The sequence below is a fragment of the Pseudomonas oplopanacis genome, from assembly GCF_057128725.1.
Genome location: NZ_JBSKHV010000001.1, coordinates 610,673 through 635,563, shown reverse-complemented (window position 1 = coordinate 635,563; position 24,891 = coordinate 610,673). Strand labels below are relative to the sequence as shown.

30 protein-coding genes are annotated in these 24,891 nt (G+C 55.1%); 20 read left to right on the top strand and 10 right to left on the bottom strand.

Annotation, left to right across the window (positions count from 1 at the left end; translation table 11 throughout):
* Positions 1 to 15: 15 nt before the first annotated feature.
* Positions 16 to 1,053, bottom strand: coding sequence for a class I SAM-dependent methyltransferase (locus ACWKV5_RS03035; protein WP_483840114.1), 1,038 nt, complete (start codon positions 1,051 to 1,053; stop codon positions 16 to 18).
* Between the two features lie 141 nt (positions 1,054 to 1,194).
* Between ACWKV5_RS03035 and ACWKV5_RS03030 the strand changes: the two genes are divergently transcribed.
* The 4 genes from ACWKV5_RS03030 (at position 1,195) to ACWKV5_RS03015 (ending at position 4,952) form a co-directional block, all read left to right on the top strand.
* The gene (locus ACWKV5_RS03030; RefSeq protein ID WP_483840113.1) at positions 1,195 to 1,728 is read left to right on the top strand and encodes a glycoside hydrolase family 19 protein; all 534 of its coding nucleotides are present in this window, start codon (positions 1,195 to 1,197) and stop codon (positions 1,726 to 1,728) included.
* Positions 1,725 to 2,237, top strand: coding sequence for a lysis system i-spanin subunit Rz (locus ACWKV5_RS03025; protein ID WP_483840112.1), 513 nt, complete (start codon positions 1,725 to 1,727; stop codon positions 2,235 to 2,237). Before ACWKV5_RS03030 ends, ACWKV5_RS03025 begins: the two co-directional genes overlap by 4 nt.
* Before the next feature lie 93 nt (positions 2,238 to 2,330).
* Positions 2,331 to 3,767, top strand: a complete 1,437-nt coding sequence (locus tag ACWKV5_RS03020) for an MBOAT family O-acyltransferase (RefSeq protein WP_483840111.1) — start codon at positions 2,331 to 2,333, stop codon at positions 3,765 to 3,767.
* 9 nt (positions 3,768 to 3,776) lie between these two features.
* Positions 3,777 to 4,952 carry an alginate O-acetyltransferase AlgX-related protein gene (locus tag ACWKV5_RS03015; RefSeq protein WP_483840110.1) on the top strand — a complete coding sequence of 392 codons (1,176 nt, stop codon included), beginning with the start codon at positions 3,777 to 3,779 and terminating at the stop codon, positions 4,950 to 4,952.
* A 602-nt stretch (positions 4,953 to 5,554) separates the two neighbouring features.
* Here the strand turns inward: ACWKV5_RS03015 and ACWKV5_RS03010 are convergent.
* Entirely contained in the window at positions 5,555 to 5,764 is a 210-nt protein-coding gene (locus tag ACWKV5_RS03010; protein WP_483840315.1) for a hypothetical protein, read from the bottom strand.
* 461 nt (positions 5,765 to 6,225) lie between these two features.
* On the opposite strand from ACWKV5_RS03010, the gene ACWKV5_RS03005 reads away from it, so the two are divergent.
* Positions 6,226 to 6,648, top strand: a complete 423-nt coding sequence (locus tag ACWKV5_RS03005; protein WP_483840109.1) for an RDD family protein — start codon at positions 6,226 to 6,228, stop codon at positions 6,646 to 6,648.
* 62 nt (positions 6,649 to 6,710) lie between these two features.
* Positions 6,711 to 6,905, top strand: coding sequence for a hypothetical protein (locus tag ACWKV5_RS03000; RefSeq protein WP_483840108.1), 195 nt, complete (start codon positions 6,711 to 6,713; stop codon positions 6,903 to 6,905).
* Between the two features lie 62 nt (positions 6,906 to 6,967).
* Here ACWKV5_RS03000 and ACWKV5_RS02995 read toward each other — a convergent pair whose 3' ends face one another.
* Positions 6,968 to 7,720 (bottom strand): carbonic anhydrase, encoded by a 753-nt coding sequence (locus ACWKV5_RS02995; RefSeq protein WP_483840107.1) that lies wholly within the window; start codon positions 7,718 to 7,720, stop codon positions 6,968 to 6,970.
* A gap of 457 nt (positions 7,721 to 8,177) precedes the next feature.
* Here ACWKV5_RS02995 and ACWKV5_RS02990 point away from each other — a divergent pair, with 457 nt between their 5' ends.
* Positions 8,178 to 8,633: a DUF2214 family protein gene (locus ACWKV5_RS02990; RefSeq protein WP_483840106.1), complete on the top strand. Its 456-nt coding sequence runs from the start codon at positions 8,178 to 8,180 to the stop codon at positions 8,631 to 8,633.
* A gap of 189 nt (positions 8,634 to 8,822) precedes the next feature.
* Here the strand turns inward: ACWKV5_RS02990 and csrA are convergent, their stop codons facing one another.
* The gene (csrA, locus tag ACWKV5_RS02985) at positions 8,823 to 9,017 is read right to left on the bottom strand and encodes a carbon storage regulator CsrA (protein ID WP_007938114.1); all 195 of its coding nucleotides are present in this window, start codon (positions 9,015 to 9,017) and stop codon (positions 8,823 to 8,825) included.
* Positions 9,018 to 9,267: 250 nt separating this feature from the next.
* Between csrA and ACWKV5_RS02980 the strand changes: the two genes are divergently transcribed.
* The gene (locus ACWKV5_RS02980) at positions 9,268 to 9,633 is read left to right on the top strand and encodes an SPOR domain-containing protein (protein WP_483840105.1); all 366 of its coding nucleotides are present in this window, start codon (positions 9,268 to 9,270) and stop codon (positions 9,631 to 9,633) included.
* Between the two features lie 67 nt (positions 9,634 to 9,700).
* Here the strand turns inward: ACWKV5_RS02980 and ACWKV5_RS02975 are convergent, their stop codons facing one another.
* From ACWKV5_RS02975 to ACWKV5_RS02965, 3 genes are all read right to left on the bottom strand, one after another.
* Entirely contained in the window at positions 9,701 to 10,390 is a 690-nt protein-coding gene (locus ACWKV5_RS02975; protein ID WP_483840104.1) for an endonuclease, read from the bottom strand.
* A 4-nt stretch (positions 10,391 to 10,394) separates the two neighbouring features.
* Entirely contained in the window at positions 10,395 to 10,685 is a 291-nt protein-coding gene (locus tag ACWKV5_RS02970) for a DUF1654 domain-containing protein (RefSeq protein WP_483840103.1), read from the bottom strand.
* A 169-nt stretch (positions 10,686 to 10,854) separates the two neighbouring features.
* Positions 10,855 to 11,943 (bottom strand): asparaginase, encoded by a 1,089-nt coding sequence (locus ACWKV5_RS02965; RefSeq protein WP_123434415.1) that lies wholly within the window; start codon positions 11,941 to 11,943, stop codon positions 10,855 to 10,857.
* Positions 11,944 to 12,291: 348 nt separating this feature from the next.
* Here ACWKV5_RS02965 and ACWKV5_RS02960 point away from each other — a divergent pair, with 348 nt between their 5' ends.
* The 8 genes from ACWKV5_RS02960 (at position 12,292) to ACWKV5_RS02925 (ending at position 19,938) form a co-directional block, all read left to right on the top strand.
* Positions 12,292 to 12,738 carry a hypothetical protein gene (locus ACWKV5_RS02960; RefSeq protein ID WP_483840102.1) on the top strand — a complete coding sequence of 149 codons (447 nt, stop codon included), beginning with the start codon at positions 12,292 to 12,294 and terminating at the stop codon, positions 12,736 to 12,738.
* 190 nt (positions 12,739 to 12,928) lie between these two features.
* Positions 12,929 to 13,885, top strand: coding sequence for a substrate-binding domain-containing protein (locus ACWKV5_RS02955; protein WP_483840101.1), 957 nt, complete (start codon positions 12,929 to 12,931; stop codon positions 13,883 to 13,885).
* 55 nt (positions 13,886 to 13,940) lie between these two features.
* Positions 13,941 to 15,494: a sugar ABC transporter ATP-binding protein gene (locus ACWKV5_RS02950; protein ID WP_483840100.1), complete on the top strand. Its 1,554-nt coding sequence runs from the start codon at positions 13,941 to 13,943 to the stop codon at positions 15,492 to 15,494.
* Positions 15,491 to 16,468, top strand: a complete 978-nt coding sequence (locus ACWKV5_RS02945) for an ABC transporter permease (protein ID WP_123434419.1) — start codon at positions 15,491 to 15,493, stop codon at positions 16,466 to 16,468. Before ACWKV5_RS02950 ends, ACWKV5_RS02945 begins: the two co-directional genes overlap by 4 nt.
* A gap of 3 nt (positions 16,469 to 16,471) precedes the next feature.
* On the top strand, positions 16,472 to 17,491 hold the full coding sequence (locus ACWKV5_RS02940; RefSeq protein ID WP_483840099.1) for a LacI family DNA-binding transcriptional regulator: 1,020 nt from the start codon (positions 16,472 to 16,474) through the stop codon (positions 17,489 to 17,491).
* Between the two features lie 57 nt (positions 17,492 to 17,548).
* A complete protein-coding gene (rbsK, locus tag ACWKV5_RS02935; protein ID WP_483840098.1) occupies positions 17,549 to 18,466 on the top strand; it encodes a ribokinase in 918 nt (305 codons plus the stop codon).
* Positions 18,463 to 18,867 carry a D-ribose pyranase gene (gene rbsD / locus ACWKV5_RS02930; protein WP_483840097.1) on the top strand — a complete coding sequence of 135 codons (405 nt, stop codon included), beginning with the start codon at positions 18,463 to 18,465 and terminating at the stop codon, positions 18,865 to 18,867. Before rbsK ends, rbsD begins: the two co-directional genes overlap by 4 nt.
* A 42-nt stretch (positions 18,868 to 18,909) precedes the next feature.
* Entirely contained in the window at positions 18,910 to 19,938 is a 1,029-nt protein-coding gene (locus ACWKV5_RS02925) for a nucleoside hydrolase (protein ID WP_483840096.1), read from the top strand.
* A 32-nt stretch (positions 19,939 to 19,970) separates the two neighbouring features.
* On the opposite strand, the gene ACWKV5_RS02920 is transcribed toward ACWKV5_RS02925, so the two are convergent.
* Positions 19,971 to 20,183, bottom strand: coding sequence for a hypothetical protein (locus ACWKV5_RS02920; protein WP_483840095.1), 213 nt, complete (start codon positions 20,181 to 20,183; stop codon positions 19,971 to 19,973).
* Between the two features lie 132 nt (positions 20,184 to 20,315).
* Between ACWKV5_RS02920 and ACWKV5_RS02915 the strand changes: the two genes are divergently transcribed.
* Together ACWKV5_RS02915 and ACWKV5_RS02910 are read left to right on the top strand one after the other, a co-directional pair.
* Entirely contained in the window at positions 20,316 to 20,621 is a 306-nt protein-coding gene (locus tag ACWKV5_RS02915; RefSeq protein WP_140666988.1) for a hypothetical protein, read from the top strand.
* Positions 20,622 to 20,785: 164 nt separating this feature from the next.
* Positions 20,786 to 21,106, top strand: a complete 321-nt coding sequence (locus ACWKV5_RS02910) for an I78 family peptidase inhibitor (RefSeq protein WP_483840094.1) — start codon at positions 20,786 to 20,788, stop codon at positions 21,104 to 21,106.
* Between the two features lie 72 nt (positions 21,107 to 21,178).
* On the opposite strand, the gene ACWKV5_RS02905 is transcribed toward ACWKV5_RS02910, so the two are convergent.
* Both ACWKV5_RS02905 and ACWKV5_RS02900 read right to left on the bottom strand, forming a co-directional pair.
* Positions 21,179 to 21,391, bottom strand: a complete 213-nt coding sequence (locus ACWKV5_RS02905) for a cold-shock protein (RefSeq protein ID WP_007905882.1) — start codon at positions 21,389 to 21,391, stop codon at positions 21,179 to 21,181.
* 292 nt (positions 21,392 to 21,683) lie between these two features.
* Complete coding sequence (locus ACWKV5_RS02900) at positions 21,684 to 21,983, bottom strand: hypothetical protein (protein WP_483840093.1); 300 nt, start codon at positions 21,981 to 21,983, stop codon at positions 21,684 to 21,686.
* Positions 21,984 to 22,367: 384 nt separating this feature from the next.
* On the opposite strand from ACWKV5_RS02900, the gene thrS reads away from it, so the two are divergent.
* Together thrS and infC are read left to right on the top strand one after the other, a co-directional pair.
* A complete protein-coding gene (gene thrS, locus ACWKV5_RS02895; RefSeq protein ID WP_010455934.1) occupies positions 22,368 to 24,290 on the top strand; it encodes a threonine--tRNA ligase in 1,923 nt (640 codons plus the stop codon).
* Positions 24,290 to 24,841 carry a translation initiation factor IF-3 gene (gene infC / locus ACWKV5_RS02890; protein ID WP_172668659.1) on the top strand — a complete coding sequence of 184 codons (552 nt, stop codon included), beginning with the start codon at positions 24,290 to 24,292 and terminating at the stop codon, positions 24,839 to 24,841. Before thrS ends, infC begins: the two co-directional genes overlap by 1 nt.
* The last annotated feature ends 50 nt before the right edge of the window (positions 24,842 to 24,891 follow it).

Below are 24,891 nucleotides of genomic sequence, written 5' to 3'. Positions count from 1 at the left end.
TTGATGTTAGGCCTGTTATTTATGAAGTATTATTGTCCCTTCGAGAAGAGCATCGCGTTTCATCTCTGGGGAAAAAAGTCGGTCAAGGCTATCAATGTTTTCCCAGGCCCATGCTGGCAGTAATGCTTGTGGATCAAGGCCGCTACAACGCATTAGGATCTCGGTGCTACTCCGATAGTGCCGCGATGCATCTGGCGTCAAGTAAGGCACAATTCTCGCGCTCTTAAAACCTGCTCTCCGGCTGGTCGCATCGATATAGGTGCGCGTGAACAACCACTTGTCGTCCATGTAGCGAAATTTTATATCGCTCTTGTCGGTTCCTTTCCTTGCGTCAAGGTCGATGCATATAGCCTTGAGGAAGGATCGAGCATTATCGGGAAGTTGTCGGTCGCTTTCATTTGCATCAGACATGATCCGATTGAAAGCGTGCGCCAACAATGAAAATCCCTCGAACGGCTCGATGAACATTGCAATGCCGCCAGGTTTCAACGCCTTGAATGCGGTACGAATAGCTGCCTCAGGGTCGATTAGGTGGTGCAGTATGGCGGACCCAATAACTACGTCGAACGCTCCATCCTTGAAGTGATTGTTCATAGAGTCCGTGCAGATGCATGCAACTCGTGAACTCAGTTTTTCACTTTCAAGATAGTGATGGAGTAATGCCAGCAAGTCCGGGGAAAGGTCAGTTGCTACAATCTTGCACCCTTCGAATATCCGAAGTGACGGGATTACCGAGTTGGCGCCCGAGCCGGTCCCGATGTCCAAGATTGTCAGGTTTTCAGAAGGTTTCCAGTCCGCCTCTGCGAGTGCGTTGCGGAAATGCATAGTCGAGTCGTCACTGGCGGAGTACCGCGCATGGTATTGCTCTGCGTTGGCTAAAAACTGTTCTGATAGCCCTATTTTTTCCTCTCCCACCTCGGGCTCTGGCATCTGGATGCCGCGCAGACGAACGTCGGTCGAGCCTAGATCGATTAGATGAGTGGTAAAAAAACCAGCAGCCCAGTTCGTATCGTTTTTTATCACACGCTTAACAGCTGCCAGGAGGGATAGCATCAGGGGGCTTCTTCCTTTGAATAATTTTCCAATAAATCAAATTTGCATAACCCGTTAGCTAAGCAGAACAATTCCTTTTTTGCCAATACAACGATTTTGAGTGCCCGCCATTGAGCGGGCATTTTTTGTCTGGAGAAAAGCATGCCCATCACGCAACAGCAGCTATTGCAGATCCTCCCGAACGCCGGCGCCAAAGCCGGCGTTTTTGCACCAGCCCTAAATACGGCCATGGACCGTTTCCAGATCATTGGTCAAAAGCGCGTAGCTGCATTCATCGCTCAGGTCGGTCATGAGTCAGGCCAGCTGCGTTACGTGCGCGAAATTTGGGGGCCGACCGCCCAGCAGGTCGGATACGAAGGGCGCAACGACCTTGGAAATACTGTGGCTGGCGATGGCCTCAAGTACCGCGGACGGGGCCTGATCCAGATCACTGGCCGGGCGAACTACGCGGCGTGCGGCGAGGCGCTGGGCGCGGACCTAATCAGCCAACCAGAGCTGCTGGAGAAACCGCACTACGCCTGCATGTCGGCAGCCTGGTTCTGGGCGACCAAAGGGCTGAACACGCTGGCAGACACTGGATCATTCGTAACCATTACCCGTCGCATCAACGGTGGCACGAACGGCCTGGCAGGACGCCAGGCGTTCTATAGCGCTGCGCTGAAGGTGCTGCAATGAACGCTCAAGTCGCAAAGTTGCTTGGTTTGTTGGCGCTCGCACTGGTTTTGATCTGCTGTGGGGCGGCCGGTGCGTGGCAGTGGCAGGCCAACAAGTACGATAAAGAACTCTCAGATCAGGCCGTCGCTCATCAGGCCGACATGACTACGATTGCCAATGGCGCGACCGTTCAGGCGCGCCAGGCACTGGAAAAGCAGCAGGCCCAAGAACAGGCCCTTGCCGCTCTCGATCAAAAGGCCCAAGAGGACAAGACCCATGCGCTCGCTGAAAATGACAAGCTCCGCACTGATATCGTTTCTGGCGCTCGCCGGATGCGCCTCGCGGGAAGTTGTAGTGCCGGTGGTACCAACCTGTCCGGTACCGCCGTCGGCGCCAGCCTGGGCGATGCAAGCACCTTCGAACTCTCTGCAGCTGCTGGATCAACTGTTCTTTCAATCCGCGCAGGAATCATCGCCGACCAAGCAGCCCTGAAAGCTTTGCAGTCGTATGTCGAGAGTGTGTGTCGCTGAGTCGCTTATCTATGGTGAGGCTCGTTTATGTTGAGAGAACCGTACAGTTTTGTGATAAATTTGCGCGAAAATTGACAATGGAATGCCCAGGTAATGGTTTTCAGTTCGGTTGTATTCATATTTTATTTTCTGCCAGTTTTTCTATTGCTCTATTATTTGACGGGGGCTAAGAATGCCGTTCTGCTAACGGCAAGTGCAATTTTTTATGTTTGGGGGGAGGGGCTATACCTCTTTCTGCTAATTGCGCTGCTAGCAATGAACTTTTGGGCCGGAAAAAAAATAGGTGAATCCTCTGGGCGAAGCAGGGTATGGCTGCTCGCTGGGGCTGTTGTAGCAAACTTAGTAGTTCTTGGTTTTTTTAAATATAGCCAGTTTCTGGTAGATATTTTATCGAAGGTCATAGGGTTTGAATCTCCGCATCTTGGTGTGCATTTGCCGCTGGGCATATCCTTTTTTATTTTCCAATTGGTATCGTATCTGGTAGAAGTCCATAGGAAAACAATCGCTCCGGAAAACAGTATTGTTAGGTTGTCGACCTATGTGATGATGTTTCCGCACTTGGTGGCTGGTCCTATTGTTCGCTATACAGATATCGAAGGCGAGCTGCACAGCAGGAAAGTAGGTGCAGATAAAATCGGCCTTGGTATTCAATATTTTATCGTTGGCCTTTGCCAGAAAGTAATGATTGCCAACTCTGTTGCGCCCGCTGCGGATCACCTGTTTAGCCTTGATCCTACGGGAGTGACCACAGCTATTGCTTGGATAGGAACTCTTGCATATACATTGCAGATTTACTTTGATTTTTGCGGTTATTCAAACATGGCAATTGGCCTAGCCTTTATGCTGGGTTTTAGGTTTCCCAAGAACTTCGATTATCCATATTCTGCAAAGTCGATTACAGAATTTTGGCGGCGGTGGCATATGTCGCTTTCGTTTTGGTTTCGAGATTATATCTATATCCCACTGGGTGGGAGTCGTGGCGGGGAAGTCGCCACAATTCGAAACCTGTTAATTGTGTTTTTCGTAACCGGCCTTTGGCATGGTGCGGCTTGGACATTCATTTTTTGGGGTATGTTTCACGGACTGTTCGTAGTGCTTGAAAGAGTTTTCTTAAAGCGCGTTCTCGATGTCTCCCCGGTCATTCTTACACGAGCCTACACGATGGCCGTGGTAATGGTTGGCTGGGTATATTTCAGAGCTAACAGCTTTGACGAGGCATGGGTGATTATCAAGGCTCTTGTGGGTTTTGGTGCTCGGGAGCCTGCGTGGCAACCCTATATGGTCTGGATGACTCCTGAAACAGTCCTGGCGTTAATTGTGGGCTCAATCCTTTCATTCCCGGTGATGCCGTGGATCTGTGGGTTGTTTAAGATGAGTAGAGTCAGCGGCTCTACGGAGCCTGGCATGCATGGGCGTGATGCTGCGGACGTTCATGCGTTACCTACCTTTATGTTAATGGGCGGCCTGGTTTTTTGTATGTTTCTACTTGCCAGTAGCACATTGAACCCATTCCTATACTTTCGATTCTGAGGCGCTAAAATGAACGATGCTTCTATTAGCAATGCCTTGGTGTCGGAGCAGGCAGCGTCTGCTCATAAATGGTGGTCACTAATTGCCTGTGTGGTGGCGATAATCGCTGCGGTCCATTTGTTCCCTTTGCTTAATATTAATGAGCCTGATATTGCAGAGAATAGAGTGCTGGCTGGAGCTCCTGAAGTTCCAAGAAGCATCTCGGATTGGTCTGTACTGCCGGCTCAACTTGATTCGTTTGCAATGGATCGGTTTCCACTTCGTACATACCTGATATCCGGCTTGAATTACTTCAGGTATAAGCTCGGGTATTCAGGTTCAAATAAGATAATAGTCGGCCAGAATGGATGGCTTTTTTATGACGACAGCACCCATATGGCAATCATGTCAGGTAAGTTGATGCTCGATAAGGCAAGCATTGGCTACTGGGTGGACGGGCTACGTCAACGTGTGGAGTATTTGAAGCGCAGGGATACAAAATTTTACGTAATGATAGCGCCTGTCAAGGAGGATATTTATCCCGAGCACAGACCTAAATGGATGCCTAGCGTCAGAGTTAACACTGAAGTTGATGAAATACTTAACGCTTCCAAGGCTGCAGGGTACGATCAGATCATAGATCCGCGTGCACTGATGTTAAGGGAGAAGGGTAGTCAGAAACTCTATGACGAATACGATACGCACTGGACGGGTTTAGGTGCCTATCTTGGCTACACACAGTTAATGACGAGGATTTCTAAAGATTTCTTAGGGATGTATCCATTACCCTTGTCTGCTTTTAGTCCGTCTGTGCTTCCGCATGCCATGATTCCCAGGGATCTATCGTTGATGCTTGGTATCTCGGATTTTGTTCCACATGACCGTGTTTCCTTCGTGAAAGCCTTTCCTCATGAACGAAATAAAACTACGTACTTGAGCGACAGCCACAGCTGGATGGCGCCGCAAGTACTTCACACAAATGCCAACACAGGGAAAACGATCCTTCTCCTCAGAGACTCGTTTACTACCGAGCTCCTCCCGTTCCTCAAGGAGCACTTCGATACGATCGTGATGGCGCATGTGCAGGATGGATTTTTCCGTACGGATCTCATCGAGAGGTTTAAGCCTGACGCGGTCGTGCTTGTGGTAATCGAGACAGGAGCTCGCAACTCCATGAACGTGATGGCTGACCTTGATCTGAAATGAGCTGCGGCAGCGGTCAGGGTGCCTCTATGCGCAGTCGTAGTGGTGCAGGGATGTGTGATTGTGCTCGGTCGGCAGAACGCCGGAGGTGGGATTTTCAGCGAGAATTCTTCCCCAAAACGCAACCGTTTGGACCAATGTTTATTGGGTTCTAAAGAGTCGCAAAAGGCGCTGCTTTTTATGGTCTTTTTGTGGATCAAGGCCTTGATTGTAAAGGCCTTGCTTGATTTCTATACGGCATCCCAGGCTTTGATGCCGCAATTGACCGCCCGGAACGGTGAAAATGAGCTGGTAAGGTTCGGGGGACCCCAAAATATAGGATGGGTTAACCCCCATAGTTGGGGAATTCATCACGACTGAAGAGATTTATCATCAAAATCGTTGGTCCTAAACCTGTCCACTCCCACTGGCGTGGATATTGCTCAGGTGCTCACACTCAATGATTCGTTGATGACGGAACCGGAGTTTCGAGCCATGGTTAAGCACTCGCTTTTTCTTAGTGTCGTGTGTGGATTTGGAATATTTACCATCGGCGTGGCTATGAGCATTTTTTGTATTTTTTGGTGAGCGGGTTGAACACCATCCCCTCAGGTCCGGGGGGCCGATCAATCCGGCGTTATGAGTACCGCGAGAGTCATCTTGATAAACTCTTCGTTCTTGTCGATCGTTTCCAAGGCGCCTCGCACATTGCCACCGACCTCGGTCGCACCGCGCTGCTCTACCCAAAGTGTCAGTTCCATGATGGCTGCCTCAAGGGCGAGTTGGTTTTCGTTGATCTTGAACAGCAGGGAAGGGAGCAGGTCTGAATTTGGAATCGCGAATTCTCCGTGGAAGGGGACAGCGTAGCAGTGGAAATGAGTGGCGGGAGAACTTTGGCAGGACGCCGGAGAGGGGAAGCACTGTAGGAATATACAACGCTAAGTTGTTGATTCTTATAGAGTGGTACTGCGGTTTTTTACCTGTTTTAAAACACCTATTTTTCTTTATAGATCATATGCTTGCATGGGTTTCGGGGTCACCTTGACATGGTGGGGGTCGTTGGTTCGAGTCCAATCGCGCCTACCAAACAAAATCCGCTCTGCTGGGCGGTCTAGAAGGGCTCACCGAAAGGTGGGCCCTTTTTTGTTGTCGCGGATTACAAAATTTTTGTAATCCCCACCTCGCTACACCTTTTCCTCGCCTCACCTCCAATCTCAGCCTTTTTATTGATGAGCAATTAAATGTTGCTAACCTGATGCCGATACGCCTGTAACCAAAAACCAACAGGCGCTCACGCATGGAAGTCAGCAACATTCAAAACGAATATCAAAAGCCAAAAAACCTGGCAGGCTTGGGGCGTCGGTGGGGAGGGCAAATGATTGACTCACTCATCACTTTCTTTCTGTTCCTGTTTGCCGGTCGAATGGGCGACTTCATAGGTCTGCCACCCACCGTGGTCGGCATCCTGGCGCTGGGCGCGGGTGCGGGTTATTACCTGTTTTCCGATGCAATGCCCAATGGTCAAAGTGTTGGTAAAAAATTGCTGGGTATGTCCGTGATTGATGAGCGCAGCTACCTTAACTGCAATCTTTATCAATCATTTGTGCGCAATATCACCACGCCGTTCCTGAGTATTTTTGACTGGATCTTTATATTCTTTGGTTCGCGAAAACGACTCGGCGATATGCTCGCTTCTACGATCGTGATTCGATCCAGGTAAGAGGCGGTTTGCAGCAATTGAGGCGTAAACTGGCGGTGCTACCTCATCAAAAGGAGCCGCATATGATCGCCGACGAAATGAAAAGACAGGCATCTGAAGGCAGAGCTGTTTGGGATCAGTACTTCTGCGCTGCGTTGATTGCGGAGAGCAACCTGACGGCGCCGGTCGTGGGTGGGGCTACTCACGAAGACAGGCAGAACCTGTTGATCGAAAGAGCCAAGGCGCTCGCAGACAAGATGATGGAAAACAGAAGGTAACCAGAGCCCAGCCATTGCGCTGGGCTTTTCACGTCTGGCTATGTCAAAGACCGTTGTTCGAATCAGGCGATCAGGTCTACTTTTCCGGTTGCCAGGCGATAAACGCCGCCCACTACTTTCAGCGTGCCTTTGCTGAGGGCGTCAGTCAGCAGGGGGGAAGCATTTTTTAGTCGCTTGACCAAGTCTTTGACGTTTTGCGCTACCGCATTAGCGGGAAGGCTCCCAGGTTCCTTGAGTACCGTCTCGATAGAGCCCTTGAGTGCCTCAGTCAGTTTCGGGATGTGGCCAGGAAAAACGGTGTGATCTTTTACCGCTTTGATACCCGCATTAATCGCACCGCAGTCTTCATGCCCGAGCACGAGGATCAGTGGTGAACCAAGCACCGCGACTGCGTATTCGAGGCTGGCCAAACCTTCGTCAGTGACGAAGTTGCCGGCGATACGTATGGCGAAAAGATCTCCCCGGGCAGTGTCAAAAGCGTACTCGGGAGCGATACGAGAGTCAGAACAACTGAGTACCGACACGAACGGGTTCTGGCCTGTGACCAGGGCTTCTCGTTCAGCCTTGAAGTCATGGGTCTTGGAGGTGCCGGAAACATACCGCTCGTTTCCCTCCATTAGCCTTTGAAGGGCCATGTCGGGGTTGATTGAGTTTTGCGGCTTTGGGGGCGCCGCCGTTTTCTCGGCGGCCTGGAGGAGTTGGTCAGGCAGGGCGCCAGCCAGTAGCAGGGCGCCTGCACCGAGGCCGGCATACTTCAGGAACTGACGGCGACCACCCGCGTTTTGAAGCGGTTTTGAATCACATGATTCACACATGGCTTGTGTACTCAGGTGAAAGGGGGGCTTGCTGTCAAAAGCGAGTGCTTTCAGAAGCCTTCAGCTCTTGTGTGGTGGAGTCTAGCCGGTCTGTGACGTAATGTTTCTGGTGCTGTTTTCAGGTCTGTTGGTTTGGTTCGCGATGGTTTTGCTTAGCCAGAGTCTTACTCATGTCCCATGAAAAAAGTGTGGATATTTAATGGCTTACGGTTTTTTTTAACCAACCGGTGGTCGAAAATATATTGTTACAAGTGAGTTGCTGGGATATTATCGCCCCGCGTTCACCACCACGGTTTATGCATTTTTAAGTCCCAAGCTTCCATCAGCTGCTTGGGATTTTTTTTTGCCTGAAATTTGTCCTGCCCCCTTCGTATACCCGCCCGAATCGGGCAACCCTCGGTTTTTTGGGCTACTACTGTCTGGCCATACTCAAACTCGGTCTGATGGGGGTACATCGATGCTGGTTCATTGGTCTCTTGCAGCAATTCATTTGCTGGCTGTTGTGCTGGCATTCTGGGCGGTTTTGACCCGAGGCACGGCATTCAGTCGCCTGGCGGCCGGGACAGGGGAAGCTCGTCGCGTGCTGATGGCCGATAACCTGTGGGGAATCTCTGCAGTCATCCTCCTGATTACCGGGGGGATGCGAGCCTTTGGCGGGTACGAGAAAGGCACCGATTACTACCTTCATCAGCCACTGTTCCACCTCAAGATGACGCTTTTCGTGCTGATCCTGCTGCTTGAAATTGCCCCGATGGTGGCGCTGATCAAATGGCGGATTGCACTGGGGCGTGGCGCGACGATCGATACCGGTCGGGCAAAACTGTTTGCTCGTTTCAGTCATGTCGAAGGCTTGCTAGTGTTGCTGATGGTTATCGCGGCGACGGGAATGGCGCGCGGGGTAATCTTTGGTTAGCCGAGTGCGATCACGTACTTCCTCGGGTTTATTCGGAAACGTCTGACAGCCATGGCATGGGACATGCCGGTAGTATCGGCTTCATTTTTTGGCGGGAGAGGGTGAGCGAGCCGGCGGGCATTGCGGCGCTCGAATCTTTAGCCAGCCGATGTTCGGGGCGAACGGGCTGGCTACTGACTGCAACAGGATTCAGGGGGTTTGTGGCTTGTCTGGCGCGGTGAGGCCAGCCTGAATGCGTTGATAAATTTCTTCACGGTGCACTGCAACGTCTTTCGGGGCGTTGATGCCGATCCTGACTTGCTGGCCGCTCACGCCCAGAATGGTGATCGTAATGTCGTCACCAATATTTATGCTTTCACCGACTTTGCGGGTGAGTATCAGCATGGTCTTCTCCTTGATTGCTTTGTAGGGCACCTGATTCGAACAGTGCAGAGGTCGGTGGTATGTATAGATTAGTGCGAAGTCTCACAGTTTGGGTGCCTCTTTCTGACGCGCAGATGCTGCATTAATTCCCAAGGCGTAACTATACAGAGGCCGCAACCATCAATCTCGTTGTTTTGTGCCCATTTTGCGGCACTCGGGAAGTATTCATGAATGTTAAAATCGCCGCTTTTGGCATTCAGAGGGAACCGTTGTGCGCAAAATGGTCTTGGTAATTGCTGTATTGGCGCTGGCTGGATGCGGTGAAGGGAAGGGTGTTGACGCTCAAAAAACGAAGCCGGCAGTCGTTTCCGCTCCTGCAGCGACAAGCGGGCCGCAATGGGACCTCGAAGTGCGAGGCGAAACACCCCAGGCGGTGAGTGATCTGAGTGGCTGGCTGATTGAACACAGCTTCGTCTCCAACGTCATCGTGGAAAACGGCAAGACGCGCATTCTGATGGGGCCATTCAGTTCAAAAGCCGAGGCGGAGGCCAAGCAGGCAGAAGTGGCTGCGGCGTTGGTGCGGGCCAAGAAACAGAATGTCGAATTGCTGGTAATTGAGCATCCTGCGGCTCAATAACGCAGTGGCTGGAAAAGCAAAAGGCCTCGGGTTTTACACCGAGGCCTTTTGACTTTCCTGCGGGCAATCAGCCGCAGGCTTTCATGTTCACCGGCCCGACAAACTCGTTACCGCGACCCATGACGCACGCCACGCTCTGGTTGCGCTGACGTTCCCAGGCTTCAACCGGATAGGTTTTGTTCCAGGCCTCGTACAGTTGGCGATCCTGTTTCGACAGCTTCAAGCCGTACTGCTTGCTCATGTAGAAATAAGTCCGGGCGATCATGCCGCGAATGGAAGGGCGGGGCATGACCTTCTTGGCCTTGAAGTCGACCTGGGTCAGGCATGAGCCATATTGACCGGTCTGCGCCGGTAGCCAACCAAAACTGAAGTTGTTGCGGTCGCCGTTCACCTCGCCAATGCTCGGCACCAGATTGTGCAAATCGGCTTCGGCCTTCTGGAATACCGGATCGTAACGGGTGCAGTTCTTGCGCCCACCGGCCTGCCAGCACTGGCGTTGATGGCCGATCTGCCACGCCGGGACAATGTGCTCCCACTCGATGCGGGACGCGCGCTTGGCGTTTTTGCGCGGCACATAACCACAGGCAGCCAGGTTCACCTTGTTGCCGGTGTATTTGCAGCCGCAATAGAACTCGGTGGATTGCGGTGCATACAGTTTCCAGGCGACTTTTTTGGCTTCGCTGAAGGTGCGTGGGGCGCCAGCCAGAGCTCCGAAAGTGACGAACAAAAACAGCAAAGCAAACCAGCGGACACTCATTGACTCAATCTTCCTTCGGCACAACCCAGAAAATCTGCACGCCGCCATCGTCGCGATAGGCGAGGGTGACGTTGTCGTTCTCATCGATTTCTTCGAGCAACTGCTCCCACTCATCCACCGGTTCGTCCGGCAGGCGGAAGATCAGTGCTGCCTTGGCTTTTTGAGCGGTGGGGGAATTGATGATTTTCTGAACGCGCAGACCCATGCGTGCATAGGTGTCAGGAGAAGCAGGGGTGGTGGCCACAGGGTTATCCTTATTAAGCTGTACGTGCATACAGTATTTAACTGTAAGCATTTTCGCAACTGCTTAAAATTCAAGAAAATCCTCTGACAGCGGTTTTTACCGTTTGGTGTAGGAAGAGGGGAAAACTTTTATCGGAGTTTTGCCTGGGGCGTGAACCACTCGTCAACGCTGACGAGTGGTCAAGAGCGAGCCCGACCAGGACCGGTCAGGCGAGGGCGAATCAGTATTCCCAGAACATCCGTTGCAGTTCTTTGCTGTCGTTGGTCTTGGTCAGTGCAACCATGGCCAGGATGCGGGCTTTTTGCGGGTTCAAGTCGTGCGCAACCACCCAGTCGTATTTGTCGTCAGGCTGTTCGGCATTGCGCAGTACGAAACCGCCTGCGTTGACGTGGGACGAACGAATGATTTGCACGCCATCCTTGCGCAGGGCTTGCAAGGTCGGAACGACGCGCGAGGACACCGAGCCATTGCCGGTGCCGGCGTGGATGATCGCCTTGGCGCCGGACTGAGCCAGTGCCTTGTACGCCGTGTCGCTAACGTTGCCGTAGGAATAGGCGATTTCTACGTCAGGCAGGCTCTTGATGGTTTTGATGTCGAATTCCGAGTCCATGGTGTGGCGCTTGGCCGGCAGACGGAACCAGTAGGATTTACCTTCGACCACCATGCCCAGCGGGCCCCAGGCACTTTTAAACGCCTCGGTCTTGATGTTGATCATCTTGCTGACGTCGCGACCCGACTGGATCTCATCGTTCATGGTCACGAGGACGCCCTTGCCACGGGCTTCTTTGCTGCTGGCGACGGCGACGGCGTTGTACAGGTTGAGCATGCCGTCGGCTGACATCGCGGTGCCTGGGCGCATGGAACCGACAACGATGATCGGCTTGTCAGTCTTTTCCACCAGGTTCAGGAAGTAGGCGGTTTCTTCCAGGGTGTCGGTGCCGTGAGTGATTACGATGCCATCGACGTCTTTGCTGTCTGCCAGCTCGGCTACGCGACGGCCCAGCTGAAGCAGGTTGTCGTTGGTGATGCTTTCCGAGGCGATCTGCATGACCTGTTCGCCACGAACGTTAGCCAATTGGCTGAGTTCCGGAACGCCGGCAATCAATTGTTCGATGCCGACTTTTGCCGCTTGATACGTCGCGCTGTTGGCAGCGCTCGCACCCGCGCCGGCGATGGTGCCGCCGGTGGCCAGAATGACCACGTTCGCCAGTTTCTGTTGCGTTTCGACTTCTTTTGCCTGAAGGGCGGTAGGGAGTAGCAGCAGGAGGGCCAAAGCGCCCGGAATAAAAGTGTTGAAGGCAGATTTCATTATTTTCTCTCTAGTAGTCAGACGGTGCTGATGCAAGTTCATCTAGATACGCCCCCGGCAGATCTGAACGCCGGGGGTGTAGGTGAAGAGCAGGATCTGTACCAGCCAAACGTTGAATGAGAAAAACTTTTAACTATTTGATTTGTATCAATAATTTATTAGGCGTTGGTCGTGATTAAACATGAGGGTGTCCGGGTTTCCGAATAGGTTGAGCGTTTGCGTTCGGCTCTCCGAAAATGCCTACGACGTTTGTAGAGAAGGTCGTCTTGCCAAATCAAGAATCAATGCTAAAGAAACCCTCGCACAGGTCGATGCCTCGTTAAGGTTATTTTTCTTACAGGAGTTCCCATGTCGTTTTCTGTTGGTTTTCCAAATGCGGGCGCGGTCACCATTGGCGGCAAGTCCCCGTCGACGATCAATGCCTTGAGCGAAGCGACGGCCGACACCGCGACTCAAGTTTTTGGGAAGGAAGAGGGTAGCGACAACCAGGTTCGAACCGGTGGCGGTGCTCCGGATGAATCCAAGTCCAAGGGCGGCAGCACCCAAAGTATTGCGGTGCAGGTACTGCTCAAGCGCATGCAGGAATTGCAACAGCAGTTGCGCGAACAACAGCAACAATTGGCGGCCGCTCAGGCAGCTCCGTATCCGACTCCAGAAGCTAAAGCCACGGCGGTGATGTCGATCCAGGGGCAAATCGCCGACACCAACGGCGCGCTGTCACAAGTGGCGGGCAGTCTGGTGAAAGAACTGGCCAAGGACTCCAGCACCGGTGGCTTGATCAGCACCGTTGCATAACGTGGCGGGTCGGAGTTTGCCAACGGAGACACAAAACAGGCCGTTGACAAATAGCAGCAGGGTTCGCATAGTTCGGTCTACGCAAACGTTTGCGCGATCCTGTGGGTGGCTCGTTCCGTCGACGATCGGAGTGCAGGCATTACTCCAGCGCAAGCATTGCTCACAATAATCATAAGATCGGAGTGAACCCATGAAGCTGCCATTCGCTGGACGTCTTCTTGCTGTCGCTATGCTGGCTGTCGCATCCGCCGCGCTGCCCGTCTCATCGGCATTCGCCGAATCGCCTGAAAAACCCAAAGTCGCGCTGGTCATGAAATCCCTGGCCAATGAATTCTTCCTCACCATGGAAGTCGGCGCCAAGGCTTATCAAAAAGACCACTCCGGCGAATTCGACCTGATCTCCAATGGCATCAAGGACGAAACGGACACGGCTGGCCAGACGCGCATCGTCGAGCAAATGATCCTCGCCAAGGTCAATGCCCTGGTCATCGCCCCGGCGGATTCCAAGGCCATGGTTCCGGTGATCAAGAAAGCCATCGATGCCGGCATCACCGTAATCAACATCGACAACCAACTGGACCCGACCGTCCTCAAAAGCAAGAATATGTCGGTGCCATTCGTAGGCCCGGATAACCGCAAGGGCGCGCGTCTGGTCGGCGAGTACCTGGCCAAGCAACTGAAGGCCGGTGACGAAGTCGGCATCATCGAAGGTGTGTCCACCACCACCAATGCCCAGGCCCGCACTGCGGGTTTCAAAGACGCAATGGAAGCGGCGCAGATCAAAGTCGTTTCGTTGCAGTCCGGTGATTGGGAGATCGACAAGGGCAACAAGGTTGCTGCCTCGATCCTCAGCGAATACCCGGATGTCAAAGCCCTGCTGGCCGGCAACGACAGCATGGCCGTCGGTGCCGTTTCCGCAGTGCGTGCAGCGGGCAAGGCCGGCAAGGTGCAAGTGGTCGGTTACGACAACATCAATGCGATCAAGCCGATGCTCAAGGATGGTCGCGTGCTGGCCACCGCCGACCAGTTTGCAGCCCGACAAGCCGTGTTCGGTATCGAGACTGCGCTGAAAATCATCAAGGGCGAGAAGGTCGACAGCGGCACCAACGGCGTGATCGAAACCCCGGTAGAACTGGTCACCAAGTAAGCCTTCTGGCGACACACTGGTGCTCGCCCGTCCGGGCGAGCACAGGGAGAGTTTTATGTCCGTTTGCGCTCCGAACGCTGTCCTCACGGTCAGCGGTATCGGTAAGACTTACGCCCAGCCGGTGCTGACCGGCATCGACCTGACGCTGATCCGCGGTGAAGTGTTGGCGCTGACCGGTGAGAATGGCGCCGGCAAAAGCACGCTGTCGAAGATCATCGGCGGTCTGGTCACGCCGACCACCGGCCACATGCAATTCCAGGGGCAGGATTACCGTCCCGGCAGCCGGACCCAGGCAGAAGACCTGGGCATCCGCATGGTCATGCAAGAACTCAATCTGTTGCCGACCCTGTCGGTGGCGGAAAATCTGTTTCTCGACAACTTGCCCAGCAACGGCGGCTGGATCAGTCGCAAGCAGTTGCGCAAAGCGGCGATCGAGGCCATGGCCCAGGTCGGTCTCGACGCGATTGACCCGGACACTCTGGTCGGTGACCTCGGTATTGGCCATCAGCAAATGGTCGAGATCGCCCGCAACCTTATTGGCGATTGCCATGTACTGATCCTCGACGAACCGACGGCCATGCTGACGGCTCGTGAAGTCGAGATGCTGTTCGAGCAGATCACCCGCCTGCAATCCCGAGGCGTGTCGATCATCTATATCTCTCACCGTCTCGAAGAACTGGCGCGGGTTGCCCAGCGCATTGCGGTGTTGCGCGACGGCAACCTGGTCTGCGTCGAACCGATGGCCAATTACAACAGCGAGCAACTGGTCACGTTGATGGTCGGTCGTGAGCTCGGTGAACACATGGACATGGGGCCGCGCAAGATTGGCGCTCCGGCGTTGACGGTCAAAGGCCTGACCCGTTCGGACAAGGTTCGCGATGTGTCCTTCGAAGTGCGTGCCGGCGAAATCTACGGGATCTCCGGATTGATCGGGGCAGGGCGCACCGAGTTGCTGCGCCTGATCTTCGGTGCCGACATTCCGGACAGTGGCACGGTCGCGCTCGGGTCTCCGGCTCAGGTGGTGAGTATCCGCTCGCCGGCCGATGCAGTGGGTCACGGCATCGCCCTGATCACGGAAGACCGCAAGGGCGAAGGCTTGCTGCTGACCCAGTCGATCAGCGCCAACATTGCGTTGGGCAACATGCCGGTGATTTCCAGTGGCGGATTCGTCAACAACGGCGACGAGATGTCCCTGGCCCAGCGTCAGATCGACGCCATGCGTATCCGCAGTTCGAGCCCGACACAATTGGTCTCCGAACTGTCCGGCGGCAACCAGCAAAAGGTCGTGATCGGCCGCTGGCTCGAGCGTGATTGCTCGGTGATGTTGTTTGACGAGCCCACCCGCGGCATCGATGTCGGTGCCAAATTCGACATTTATGCGTTACTCGGCGAGCTGACCCGACAGGGCAAGGCGCTGGTGGTGGTGTCCAGTGATCTGCGCGAGCTGATGCTGATCTGCGACCGGATCGGCGTGCTGTCGGCGGGACGCCTGATCGACACGTTCGAGCGCGACAGCTGGACCCAGGATGACTTGCTTGCCGCCGCTTTTGCCGGCTACCAAAAACGTGATGCGTTGCTCAATGAAGCAGCGCCTAGGGACCTTCCATGAAAACTGCATCTTCTGCCGGCAAACGTAGTGGCAACTTCTACGGCCTGGGCACCTATCTGGGCCTGGCCGGTGCCTTGCTGGCGATGATTGCGCTGTTCTCGGTATTGAGCAGCCACTTTCTTTCTTATGACACGTTCAGCACCCTGGCCAACCAGATTCCCGATCTGATGGTGCTGGCGGTCGGCATGACGTTCGTGTTGATTATCGGCGGTATCGACCTCTCGGTCGGTTCGGTGTTGGCGCTGGCGGCATCAACGGTCAGCGTGGCGATTCTCGGCTGGGGCTGGAGCGTTCTGCCCGCCGCGTTGCTCGGCATGGCGGCGGCGGCATTGGCCGGGACCATCACCGGTTCGATCACCGTGGCCTGGCGGATTCCGTCGTTCATCGTGTCTCTGGGCGTGCTGGAAATGGCCCGTGGCGTGGCGTATCAGATGACCGGATCGCGCACCGCTTATATCGGTGATGCCTTCGCCTGGTTGTCCAACCCGATTGCCTTCGGCATCTCGCCTTCGTTCATCATTGCCTTGCTGATTATCATCATTGCCCAGGCCGTGCTGACCCGTACGGTGTTCGGTCGCTACCTGATCGGCATCGGCACCAATGAAGAAGCGGTGCGTCTGGCAGGGATCAATCCAAAGCCCTACAAGATTCTGGTGTTCAGCCTGATGGGGCTGCTGGCCGGTATTGCCGCGTTGTTTCAGATTTCCAGGCTCGAGGCTGCGGATCCGAATGCCGGCTCCGGGCTGGAGTTGCAGGTCATCGCCGCTGTCGTCATCGGTGGTACAAGCTTGATGGGTGGTCGTGGTTCGGTGATCAGCACCTTCTTCGGCGTCCTGATCATTTCCGTGTTGGCCGCGGGCCTCGCGCAGATAGGCGCGACCGAGCCCACCAAACGCATCATCACCGGCGCGGTGATCGTGGTGGCGGTGGTGCTTGATACTTATCGCAGTCAGCGCGCAAGCCGGCGGACCTGAATCATGGCAACGATCAAGGATGTAGCCGCACTCGCGGGCATTTCCTACACCACGGTGTCCCATGTGGTGAACAAGACCCGGCCGGTCAGTCAGGAGGTGCGGATCAAGGTCGAAGAGGCGATCAAGACCCTGGACTACGTGCCGAGCGCCGTAGCCCGTTCATTGAAAGCCAAAACCACCGCGACCATCGGATTGCTGGTGCCTAACAGCCTCAACCCGTACTTCGCCGAATTGGCCCGAGGCATTGAGGATTACTGCGAGCGCAAGGGGTATTGCGTCATTCTCTGCAACTCCGACGACAACCCGGACAAGCAGCGCAGCTATCTTCGCGTATTGCTCGAAAAGCGCATCGACGGTTTGATTGTGGCATCGGCCGGCGGCGATGCGGGGCTGGCGGAAGGTCTGGCCGGTGTACGCACACCGATGGTCATCGTCGACCGCGGGCTGGACGGCGTGAATGCCGATCTGGTACGCATCGATCACGAGTACGGCGCCTATCTGGCCACTCGGCATCTGCTGGAACTGGGGCATCGGGACATCGCCATGATCGGCGGTCCGGCGGGTACCAGCGTGGCACAGATGCGTTTGGCCGGTTATTGCCGTGCCTTGCAAGAGGCGGGCGTCGAGGTTAATCGCGAGCGCATGCTGGAAAGCGACTTCACCAGCACCGGCGGTTATAGCGCGGCAGCGATTTTGCTGGAGCGCAATCCACCCAGTGCGATCTTTGCCGGTAACGACATGATCGGCATCGGCGTGTTGCGCGCAGCCGCTGAACGCAATGTTCGCGTACCGAGCGAGCTGTCGGTGATTGGTTTCGACGATATCCAGATGAGCCGTTATGTCTACCCGGCGCTGACCACGGTGGGGCAGTCGATCCTGCAGCTCGGTGAGATGGCGGCTGAAGTGCTTTTGCGCAGGATCGCCAAGCCGGACATGGCCACCGATCAGCGCATCGTGACGCCCAGCATTGTGCTGCGAGAGTCGACCGCGCCGCTCGCCGGCGTGTTCGCCCAGTTTCGTTGAAACACTGCGCCGCTAAACAAGAAGCACTGCAGACACAGAATTAATGAGTAGCAATGTATGCCAGCAAAAGTAGTGGTGATAGGCAGTCTGAACATGGACCTGGTAACCCGGGCCCCAAGGCTGCCGCGTGGCGGTGAAACGCTGATCGGACAGTCGTTTGCCACGGTATCCGGTGGCAAGGGCGCCAATCAGGCCGTCGCGGCAGCCCGTTTGGGTGCCGAGGTGTCGATGGTCGGTTGCGTGGGCAACGATGCGTATGGCGCCGAGCTGCGCGGGGCCTTGTTGGTCGAGGGCATCGATTGTCAGGCCGTCAGTACGGTTGAAGATTCCAGCGGTGTCGCATTGATCGTGGTCGATGACAACAGTCAGAACGCCATTGTCATTGTCGCGGGTGCCAACGGATCGCTGACGCCGCAAGTCATCGACCGTTTTGACGCCGTGGTGCAGGCGGCGGATGTGATTATTTGTCAGCTGGAAGTACCGGATGCAACGGTGGGCCATACCCTCAAGCGGGGGCGTGAGCTGGGCAAGACCGTCATTCTCAACCCTGCGCCCGCCAGCCGCCCATTGCCGGCGGACTGGTTTGCCGCCATCGATTACCTGATCCCCAACGAAAGCGAAGCCTCAGCCCTGACGGGGTTGACGGTGGATTCCCTGGTGTCGGCAGAAACCGCCGCGACCCGATTGATCGCCCTGGGCGTGGGTAAAGTGATTATCACCTTGGGCGCCCAAGGCTCGCTGTTCGCCGACGGCTCGCGTCTGGAGCATTTCCCGGCACCGAAGGTCAAAGCCGTCGATACCACCGCCGCAGGGGACACCTTTGTCGGTGGCTTTGCCGCCGCATTAGCGTCTGGCAGCAGCGAAGCGGATGCGATCCGCTTCGGTCAGGTTGCCGCAGCCTTGTCGGTCACCCGGGCTGGCGCGCAACCCTCGATTCCCACCTTGTCCGACGTACAGGCGTTTAAAGCACCATGAAAAAAACACCGCTGCTTAATGTCGCGTTGTCGCGGCTGATTGCCTCGCTGGGGCATGGCGACCTGGTCGTGATCGGTGATGCCGGTCTGCCGGTACCGCCAGGTGTCGAACTGATTGATCTGGCGCTGACCCAGGGGATTCCGGACTTCATCAGTACCTTGAAGGTTGTACTGAGCGAAATGCAGGTCGAAAGCCATGTGCTGGCCCGCGAGATTCTCGACAAGCAGCCGCCGGCATTGAGTGTTCTGGACGAGTTGAATGTTGACGGCGCTCTGGGTACGCGCGAGTTGCTCAGTCACGACCAGTTCAAGGTCCTGAGCCGGCAGGCGCGGGCGATTGTTCGTACCGGCGAATGTGCGCCGTACTGCAACATCGTGCTGGTGTCGGGGGTGACGTTCTAGCGCTGTATCCATTCGTTTTTCCCCACGCACAAGGAGTGCGATATGCCCCGCTATGCTATGAAGTTGCATCATCTGCTTCGGAGTCTGCTGCTTTTGTCCCTGATTACTGCAACGAGCGCCCACGCGGCGGAAAAGATCGACTTGATCATCGACACGGATCCGGGTACCGACGACGTGGTCGCCTTGCTGTTTGCCCTGGCATCGCCCGAAGAGCTGAACATTCGTGCGCTGACCACCGTGGCCGGCAACGTGCGTCTGGACAAGACATCGCGTAACGCGCGTCTGGCCCGTGAATGGGCGGGGCGTGAAGATGTACCGGTTTATGCCGGTGCGCCGAAGCCGCTGATGCGCACGCCGATCTATGCCGAGAACATTCATGGCAAGGAAGGGCTGTCAGGCGTCACCGTGCACGAGCCCAAGAAGGCGCTGGCTGAAGGCAGCGCGGTCAATTACCTGATCGACACCTTGAAAACGGCCAAACCCCACAGCATCACCATCGCCATGCTCGGCCCGCAAACCAACCTGGCCCTGGCATTGATCCAGGAACCTGAAATCGTTCAGGGCATCAAGGAAGTGGTGATCATGGGCGGTGCGCACTTCAACGGCGGCAACATTACCCCGGTCGCCGAGTTCAACTTGTTCGCCGATCCGCAGGCCGCCGAAATTGTGTTGAAAAGTGGCGTTAAGCTGACTTATCTACCGCTGGACGTGACCCACAAGATCCTCACCAGCGAATCGCGCCTGAAACAGATCGCGGCGATCAACAACAACGCCAGCAAGCTGGTGGGCGATATTCTTAATGCATACATCAAGGATGACATGGAGCACTACGGCATTCCGGGTGGCCCGGTGCATGACGCCACCGTCATCGCCTACCTGCTCAAGCCTGAGCTGTTTAGCGGTCGCTCGGTCAACGTGGTCGTAGACAGCCGCGAAGGCCCGACCTTTGGTCAAACCATCGTTGACTGGTATGACGGCCTGAAAGCGCCGAAGAACGCTTTCTGGGTTGAGAGTGGCGATGCCCAGGGCTTCTTCGACTTGCTGACGCAGCGTCTGGCCCGTTTGAAGTAAGCCGCATGCCCGCAGGTGCCAGCCTGCGGGTTTTACACCCGTCCTGCCTCCAGTGCTGCTTTTTGGTCTGCAAGGTGTTTTTCGAAGATCTGCCCGATGAACGACTGGGCGGCCTCGGTCCCAAGGTCCCGGACCAATAGATCGATACCGATAATGGCAAGCTCTTCCGTACTGCTTGGGCTGTAAGAGCTGTGTCCGTCCTGCCATTTGGCTTTGATGTCGGCGTCGATGCTTACGGTGGTCATGATGGCGCTCGTGAAGTCGGGGAAGTCTGAGTATCGAGTTAACCATTTTGCGCGGCGTTTGGCACTCCGACTTAGGCATGGGAGGAGGGCTATGCGACACTTGGTCTTTGACGAATTTTCAAGGACCGCGCTGTGCAGATCGATTTGAACACTCCCGACGGTTTGACCCTTGAGGCAGTGCGCCAGCTGTTGGCCTCCGCCAGTGACGATGAACACACTCAGCTGCGGGTCACCCAAAGCGGCATTGCCTATATCTCCTCAGGGGTCGTAGGCGGCACTGACATCGGCGGGCTGCGTTTTCGGCTAGAAACGTGGGCCAAGGGCTCGGGCTATGTAGGATTGGTCGCTGCCAGCGACGAAGTCTGGGTCATGCAGATTTTCAACGCGCTGAAAGAGAACTGGCCGAACCCGCCGTACGACTACATCGACGTTTATTGAGCGCTGTTCATATTCAGTCACGATTGAGTGCTGAAGGGCAGGGCGATGCTCAGGCAAACTCTGCGCTTGTGCGGATCGAGGGCAGGGTGAGGGCATTCACCTTGAAACCTAACGCCGAAATGGCGGTCGCACGATCTCTGCTTAATTATTGAAAAGGAGGCTTCATGCCTTGGAAGCTCGCGTCATTGGGTGCTGTGCTGGTCGTCACTCTGCTCGCAGGTTGCAGCAGCACGTCATCCGAGCCAGCAACTGACCCTGTAACGACGACTGACACGGGTCATAGCCGCTGCGAATCAAAGGCTGCGCAATTCACCGTTGGCAAAGCGGCTTCGCCCGAACTGCTGGAACAGGCGCGCACTCGCGCAGGCGCACAGAACGCACGGTTCCTGTCGCCCAACGACATGGTGACCCTGGAGTACCGCTCTGATCGCCTGAACCTGAACACCGATGCCAATCGGGTAGTCACTCGCGTCAACTGCGGCTGATCGCACCAGACTTTTGTTTCGCCCATAAAAAACCCCGTCACATGGACGGGGTTTTTTTAGTGCGGCTGAAAATTACTCAGCGCGGACTTGTGCAGCTTGCATACCCTTTTGGCCTTTCTCAGCCACGAAGGAAACGGTTTGGCCTTCTTTCAGGCTTTTGAAACCGTCGCTTTCGATAGCTTTGAAGTGTACGAACAGGTCGTCACCGCCACCTTGAGGAGTGATGAAGCCGAAGCCTTTTTCATCGTTGAACCATTTAACGGTGCCGGTTTGGCGATTAGACATGGTGTATCTCCAAGAAACATATATTTTCAGTAGTGCTGTGCTGCTCAGGCCAACTGGGCACACCGGAGTATCATAGTCGAAATGTTCGCTTTGGGAGCCCCCCGGACGTGCTGTTTGCCCTCATATAGCATGCTTTTCGTCGCGTCGAATGGCTGGAAGCCCCGGTTTAAGCGGCTTTGCGCTAAAGAACAGGGCAGTAAAAAAAGCCATAAAACCTGCGTAAATTATGTAAATCAGCCCTTTTTTGGCTGATTTTGACCTGCCAATGCTTCAAAATCCGAGCTATGCACCCTTATTTTTGAACTCGGCACACCGCGATTTCTTTCAGTGCGCGCTGGCTCAAATCGGCACCAGGTGGATTCTGTTTATCCATCAAAAGCGCGATCTCTTGGGTGGTGAATTTCTTCTCGAGTACGTCGGCACCACATGCACAGTGCTTCTGCGCTTCGGCCGGATTGACGCTTTGGCTGGCAGCTTTGGTGCAATCGCTCATGTACTGGGCTTTCACACCGGTTGGCCAGGCAGCGTGTGCGCTCAGTGGCAGCAGCAGGACTAACGGGGCGGCGAAGGCAAAAAGACGGGTAAGACGCATGTCAGGAACTCCTTGGGGTCGATAATCTGTAGCGATTCTCAGCCTATTTGAGGTGGCCCGTACATCTCAAGTTCACTCTGCGCGGTAAAAGTGTGGAAATCTTCATTGTCTGGGTACGCAGGCGTCGACGACCGTTCATCTGTGCTAGCATGGCCCGCTCGGGCATTTGCAAGCTCCGGATGACCTTCAGTCCCGGTGGCGGCAATTGCGCGAATAACCCTGATTTGAATCCCAGTCACTCTGGTTCGGTTTTCCGGTTGGCCGCAAGGCTCCTGCCGCTGTAAGGCAGGCGTTCGTCATTGAATGGCCTGGATCGGATCTTGTACTGGCTCATCCCAACCCACGTGACCTTTGGTAGGGGTCACCACTAGGAGAGGAGGCGCCATGCCAACTATTACTCTTCCCGACGGCAGTCAACGTTCATTCGATCACCCGGTTTCCGTAGCCGAGGTCGCCGCATCCATTGGTGCTGGCTTGGCCAAAGCTACCGTGGCCGGCAAGGTCAATGGCAAGCTGGTCGACGCCAGCGACATCATCGACAGCGATTCCACGCTGCAAATCATTACGCCAAAGGATGAAGAGGGGCTGGAGATCATTCGCCACTCTTGCGCCCACCTGGTTGGCCACGCGGTCAAGCAGTTGTACCCGACCGCCAAAATGGTGATCGGGCCGGTCATTGACGAAGGCTTCTATTACGACATCGCCTTCGAGCGTCCTTTTACTCCGGACGACCTGGCCGCCATCGAACAGCGCATGCAACAGCTGATCGAAAAAGATTACGACGTGATCAAGAAAGTCACTCCGCGCGCCGAAGTGATCGAAGTGTTCAAGGCCCGCGGAGAAGACTACAAGCTGCGCCTGGTCGAGGACATGCCGAACGAACAGGCCATGGGCCTGTACTATCACGAAGAATACGTCGACATGTGCCGCGGCCCGCACGTGCCGAACACGCGTTTCCTGAAATCCTTCAAGCTGACCAAGTTGTCCGGCGCCTACTGGCGTGGCGATGCCAAGAACGAGCAATTGCAGCGCGTTTACGGCACTGCATGGGCAGACAAGAAGCAGCTGGCGGCTTACATCCAGCGCATCGAAGAAGCTGAAAAACGCGATCACCGCAAGATCGGCAAGCGCCTGGGCTTGTTCCACACCCAGGAAGAGTCGCCGGGCATGGTGTTCTGGCACCCGAACGGCTGGACTCTGTACCAGGTTCTCGAGCAGTACATGCGCAAGGTTCAGCGCGACAACGGCTACCTGGAGATCAAGACTCCTCAGGTCGTTGACCGCAGCCTGTGGGAGAAATCCGGGCACTGGGCCAACTACGCCGACAACATGTTCACCACTCAGTCGGAAAACCGCGACTACGCCATCAAGCCAATGAACTGCCCTTGCCACGTGCAAGTGTTCAATCAGGGCCTGAAAAGCTATCGCGAGTTGCCGATGCGTCTGGCCGAATTCGGTGCTTGCCACCGTAACGAGCCATCGGGTGCGCTGCACGGCATCATGCGTGTGCGTGCGTTCACTCAGGATGACGCCCACATCTTCTGCACTGAAGAGCAGATGCAGGCTGAATCCGCAGCGTTCATCAAGCTGACCATGGACGTTTATGCCGATTTCGGCTTCAAGGACGTCGAGATGAAGCTGTCCACTCGTCCGGAAAAACGCGTGGGTTCCGACGAATTGTGGGATCGCGCCGAAGCGGCATTGGCTGCAGCCCTTGATAGCGCGGGCCTGCCGTACGATCTGCAGCCGGGCGAAGGTGCGTTCTACGGTCCGAAGATCGAGTTCTCGCTGAAAGATTGCCTCGGTCGTGTCTGGCAGTGTGGTACCCTTCAGCTCGATTTTAACCTGCCTGTCCGTCTGGGAGCCGAATACGTCTCCGAAGACAACAGTCGCAAGCACCCGGTAATGTTGCACCGGGCGATCCTGGGCTCCTTCGAACGTTTCGTCGGAATCCTGATCGAGCACTACGAGGGTGCATTCCCTGCGTGGCTGGCTCCGACCCAGGCAGTGATTATGAATATCACTGATAAACAAGCCGATTTTGCTGCTGAAGTTGAAAAAACCCTCAACGAAAGCGGATTTCGTGCCAAGTCTGACTTGAGAAATGAAAAGATCGGCTTTAAAATCCGCGAGCATACTTTGCTCAAGGTTCCCTATCTCTTGGTTATCGGAGATCGGGAAGTCGAGATGCAGACTGTCGCTGTGCGTACTCGTGAAGGTGCTGACCTGGGCTCGATGCCCGTCGCCCAGTTCGCTGAGTTTCTCGCGCAAGCGGTTTCCCGGCGTGGTCGCCCAGATTCGGAGTAATTATTATTAAGCGTGAAATGAGACAAGATAAACGAGCTGCACCGAAGGCCCCGATCAACGAGAATATCTCGGCACGCGAGGTTCGGTTAATTGGGGCTGAAGGCGAGCAGCTTGGGATTGTGTCAATTGAAGACGCGCTTCTTAAGGCTGAAGAAGCCAAGCTCGATTTGGTGGAAATTTCCGCCGATGCAGTACCCCCTGTTTGCAAGCTGATGGACTACGGCAAGTCGATCTTCGAGAAGAAGAAGCAGGTTGCTGCGGCCAAGAAAAACCAGAAGCAGATCCAGGTTAAAGAAATCAAGTTTCGTCCAGGGACGGAGGAAGGGGATTACCAGGTAAAACTGCGCAACCTGGTACGTTTCCTGAGTGATGGGGACAGGGCCAAGGTATCCTTGCGATTCCGCGGCCGTGAGATGGCCCACCAGGAGCTGGGGATGGAACTCCTCAAGCGAGTTGAAGGTGACTTGCTCGAGTACGGTTCGGTCGAACAGCATCCTAAGATGGAAGGACGCCAGCTGATCATGGTCATCGCCCCGAAAAAGAAGAAGTAATCAACAGGGCACGGCAGGCCTTCTGATTATGTTTATCAACTGAATGCGGA

What these genes read in the sequence shown, in the direction of transcription:
- ACWKV5_RS03035 (WP_483840114.1), bottom strand. Translation starts at nt 1,053, where the DNA reads ATGCTATCCCTCCTGGCAGCTGTTAAGCGTGTGATAAAAAACGATACG.
- ACWKV5_RS03030 (WP_483840113.1), top strand. Translation starts at nt 1,195, where the DNA reads ATGCCCATCACGCAACAGCAGCTATTGCAGATCCTCCCGAACGCCGGC.
- ACWKV5_RS03025 (WP_483840112.1), top strand. Translation starts at nt 1,725, where the DNA reads ATGAACGCTCAAGTCGCAAAGTTGCTTGGTTTGTTGGCGCTCGCACTG.
- ACWKV5_RS03020 (WP_483840111.1), top strand. Translation starts at nt 2,331, where the DNA reads ATGGTTTTCAGTTCGGTTGTATTCATATTTTATTTTCTGCCAGTTTTT.
- ACWKV5_RS03015 (WP_483840110.1), top strand. Translation starts at nt 3,777, where the DNA reads ATGAACGATGCTTCTATTAGCAATGCCTTGGTGTCGGAGCAGGCAGCG.
- ACWKV5_RS03005 (WP_483840109.1), top strand. Translation starts at nt 6,226, where the DNA reads ATGGAAGTCAGCAACATTCAAAACGAATATCAAAAGCCAAAAAACCTG.
- ACWKV5_RS03000 (WP_483840108.1), top strand. Translation starts at nt 6,711, where the DNA reads ATGATCGCCGACGAAATGAAAAGACAGGCATCTGAAGGCAGAGCTGTT.
- ACWKV5_RS02995 (WP_483840107.1), bottom strand. Translation starts at nt 7,720, where the DNA reads ATGTGTGAATCATGTGATTCAAAACCGCTTCAAAACGCGGGTGGTCGC.
- ACWKV5_RS02990 (WP_483840106.1), top strand. Translation starts at nt 8,178, where the DNA reads ATGCTGGTTCATTGGTCTCTTGCAGCAATTCATTTGCTGGCTGTTGTG.
- csrA (WP_007938114.1), bottom strand. Translation starts at nt 9,017, where the DNA reads ATGCTGATACTCACCCGCAAAGTCGGTGAAAGCATAAATATTGGTGAC.
- ACWKV5_RS02975 (WP_483840104.1), bottom strand. Translation starts at nt 10,390, where the DNA reads ATGAGTGTCCGCTGGTTTGCTTTGCTGTTTTTGTTCGTCACTTTCGGA.
- ACWKV5_RS02970 (WP_483840103.1), bottom strand. Translation starts at nt 10,685, where the DNA reads ATGCTTACAGTTAAATACTGTATGCACGTACAGCTTAATAAGGATAAC.
- ACWKV5_RS02965 (WP_123434415.1), bottom strand. Translation starts at nt 11,943, where the DNA reads ATGAAATCTGCCTTCAACACTTTTATTCCGGGCGCTTTGGCCCTCCTG.
- ACWKV5_RS02960 (WP_483840102.1), top strand. Translation starts at nt 12,292, where the DNA reads ATGTCGTTTTCTGTTGGTTTTCCAAATGCGGGCGCGGTCACCATTGGC.
- ACWKV5_RS02955 (WP_483840101.1), top strand. Translation starts at nt 12,929, where the DNA reads ATGAAGCTGCCATTCGCTGGACGTCTTCTTGCTGTCGCTATGCTGGCT.
- ACWKV5_RS02950 (WP_483840100.1), top strand. Translation starts at nt 13,941, where the DNA reads ATGTCCGTTTGCGCTCCGAACGCTGTCCTCACGGTCAGCGGTATCGGT.
- ACWKV5_RS02945 (WP_123434419.1), top strand. Translation starts at nt 15,491, where the DNA reads ATGAAAACTGCATCTTCTGCCGGCAAACGTAGTGGCAACTTCTACGGC.
- ACWKV5_RS02940 (WP_483840099.1), top strand. Translation starts at nt 16,472, where the DNA reads ATGGCAACGATCAAGGATGTAGCCGCACTCGCGGGCATTTCCTACACC.
- rbsK (WP_483840098.1), top strand. Translation starts at nt 17,549, where the DNA reads ATGCCAGCAAAAGTAGTGGTGATAGGCAGTCTGAACATGGACCTGGTA.
- rbsD (WP_483840097.1), top strand. Translation starts at nt 18,463, where the DNA reads ATGAAAAAAACACCGCTGCTTAATGTCGCGTTGTCGCGGCTGATTGCC.
- ACWKV5_RS02925 (WP_483840096.1), top strand. Translation starts at nt 18,910, where the DNA reads ATGCCCCGCTATGCTATGAAGTTGCATCATCTGCTTCGGAGTCTGCTG.
- ACWKV5_RS02920 (WP_483840095.1), bottom strand. Translation starts at nt 20,183, where the DNA reads ATGACCACCGTAAGCATCGACGCCGACATCAAAGCCAAATGGCAGGAC.
- ACWKV5_RS02910 (WP_483840094.1), top strand. Translation starts at nt 20,786, where the DNA reads ATGCCTTGGAAGCTCGCGTCATTGGGTGCTGTGCTGGTCGTCACTCTG.
- ACWKV5_RS02905 (WP_007905882.1), bottom strand. Translation starts at nt 21,391, where the DNA reads ATGTCTAATCGCCAAACCGGCACCGTTAAATGGTTCAACGATGAAAAA.
- ACWKV5_RS02900 (WP_483840093.1), bottom strand. Translation starts at nt 21,983, where the DNA reads ATGCGTCTTACCCGTCTTTTTGCCTTCGCCGCCCCGTTAGTCCTGCTG.
- thrS (WP_010455934.1), top strand. Translation starts at nt 22,368, where the DNA reads ATGCCAACTATTACTCTTCCCGACGGCAGTCAACGTTCATTCGATCAC.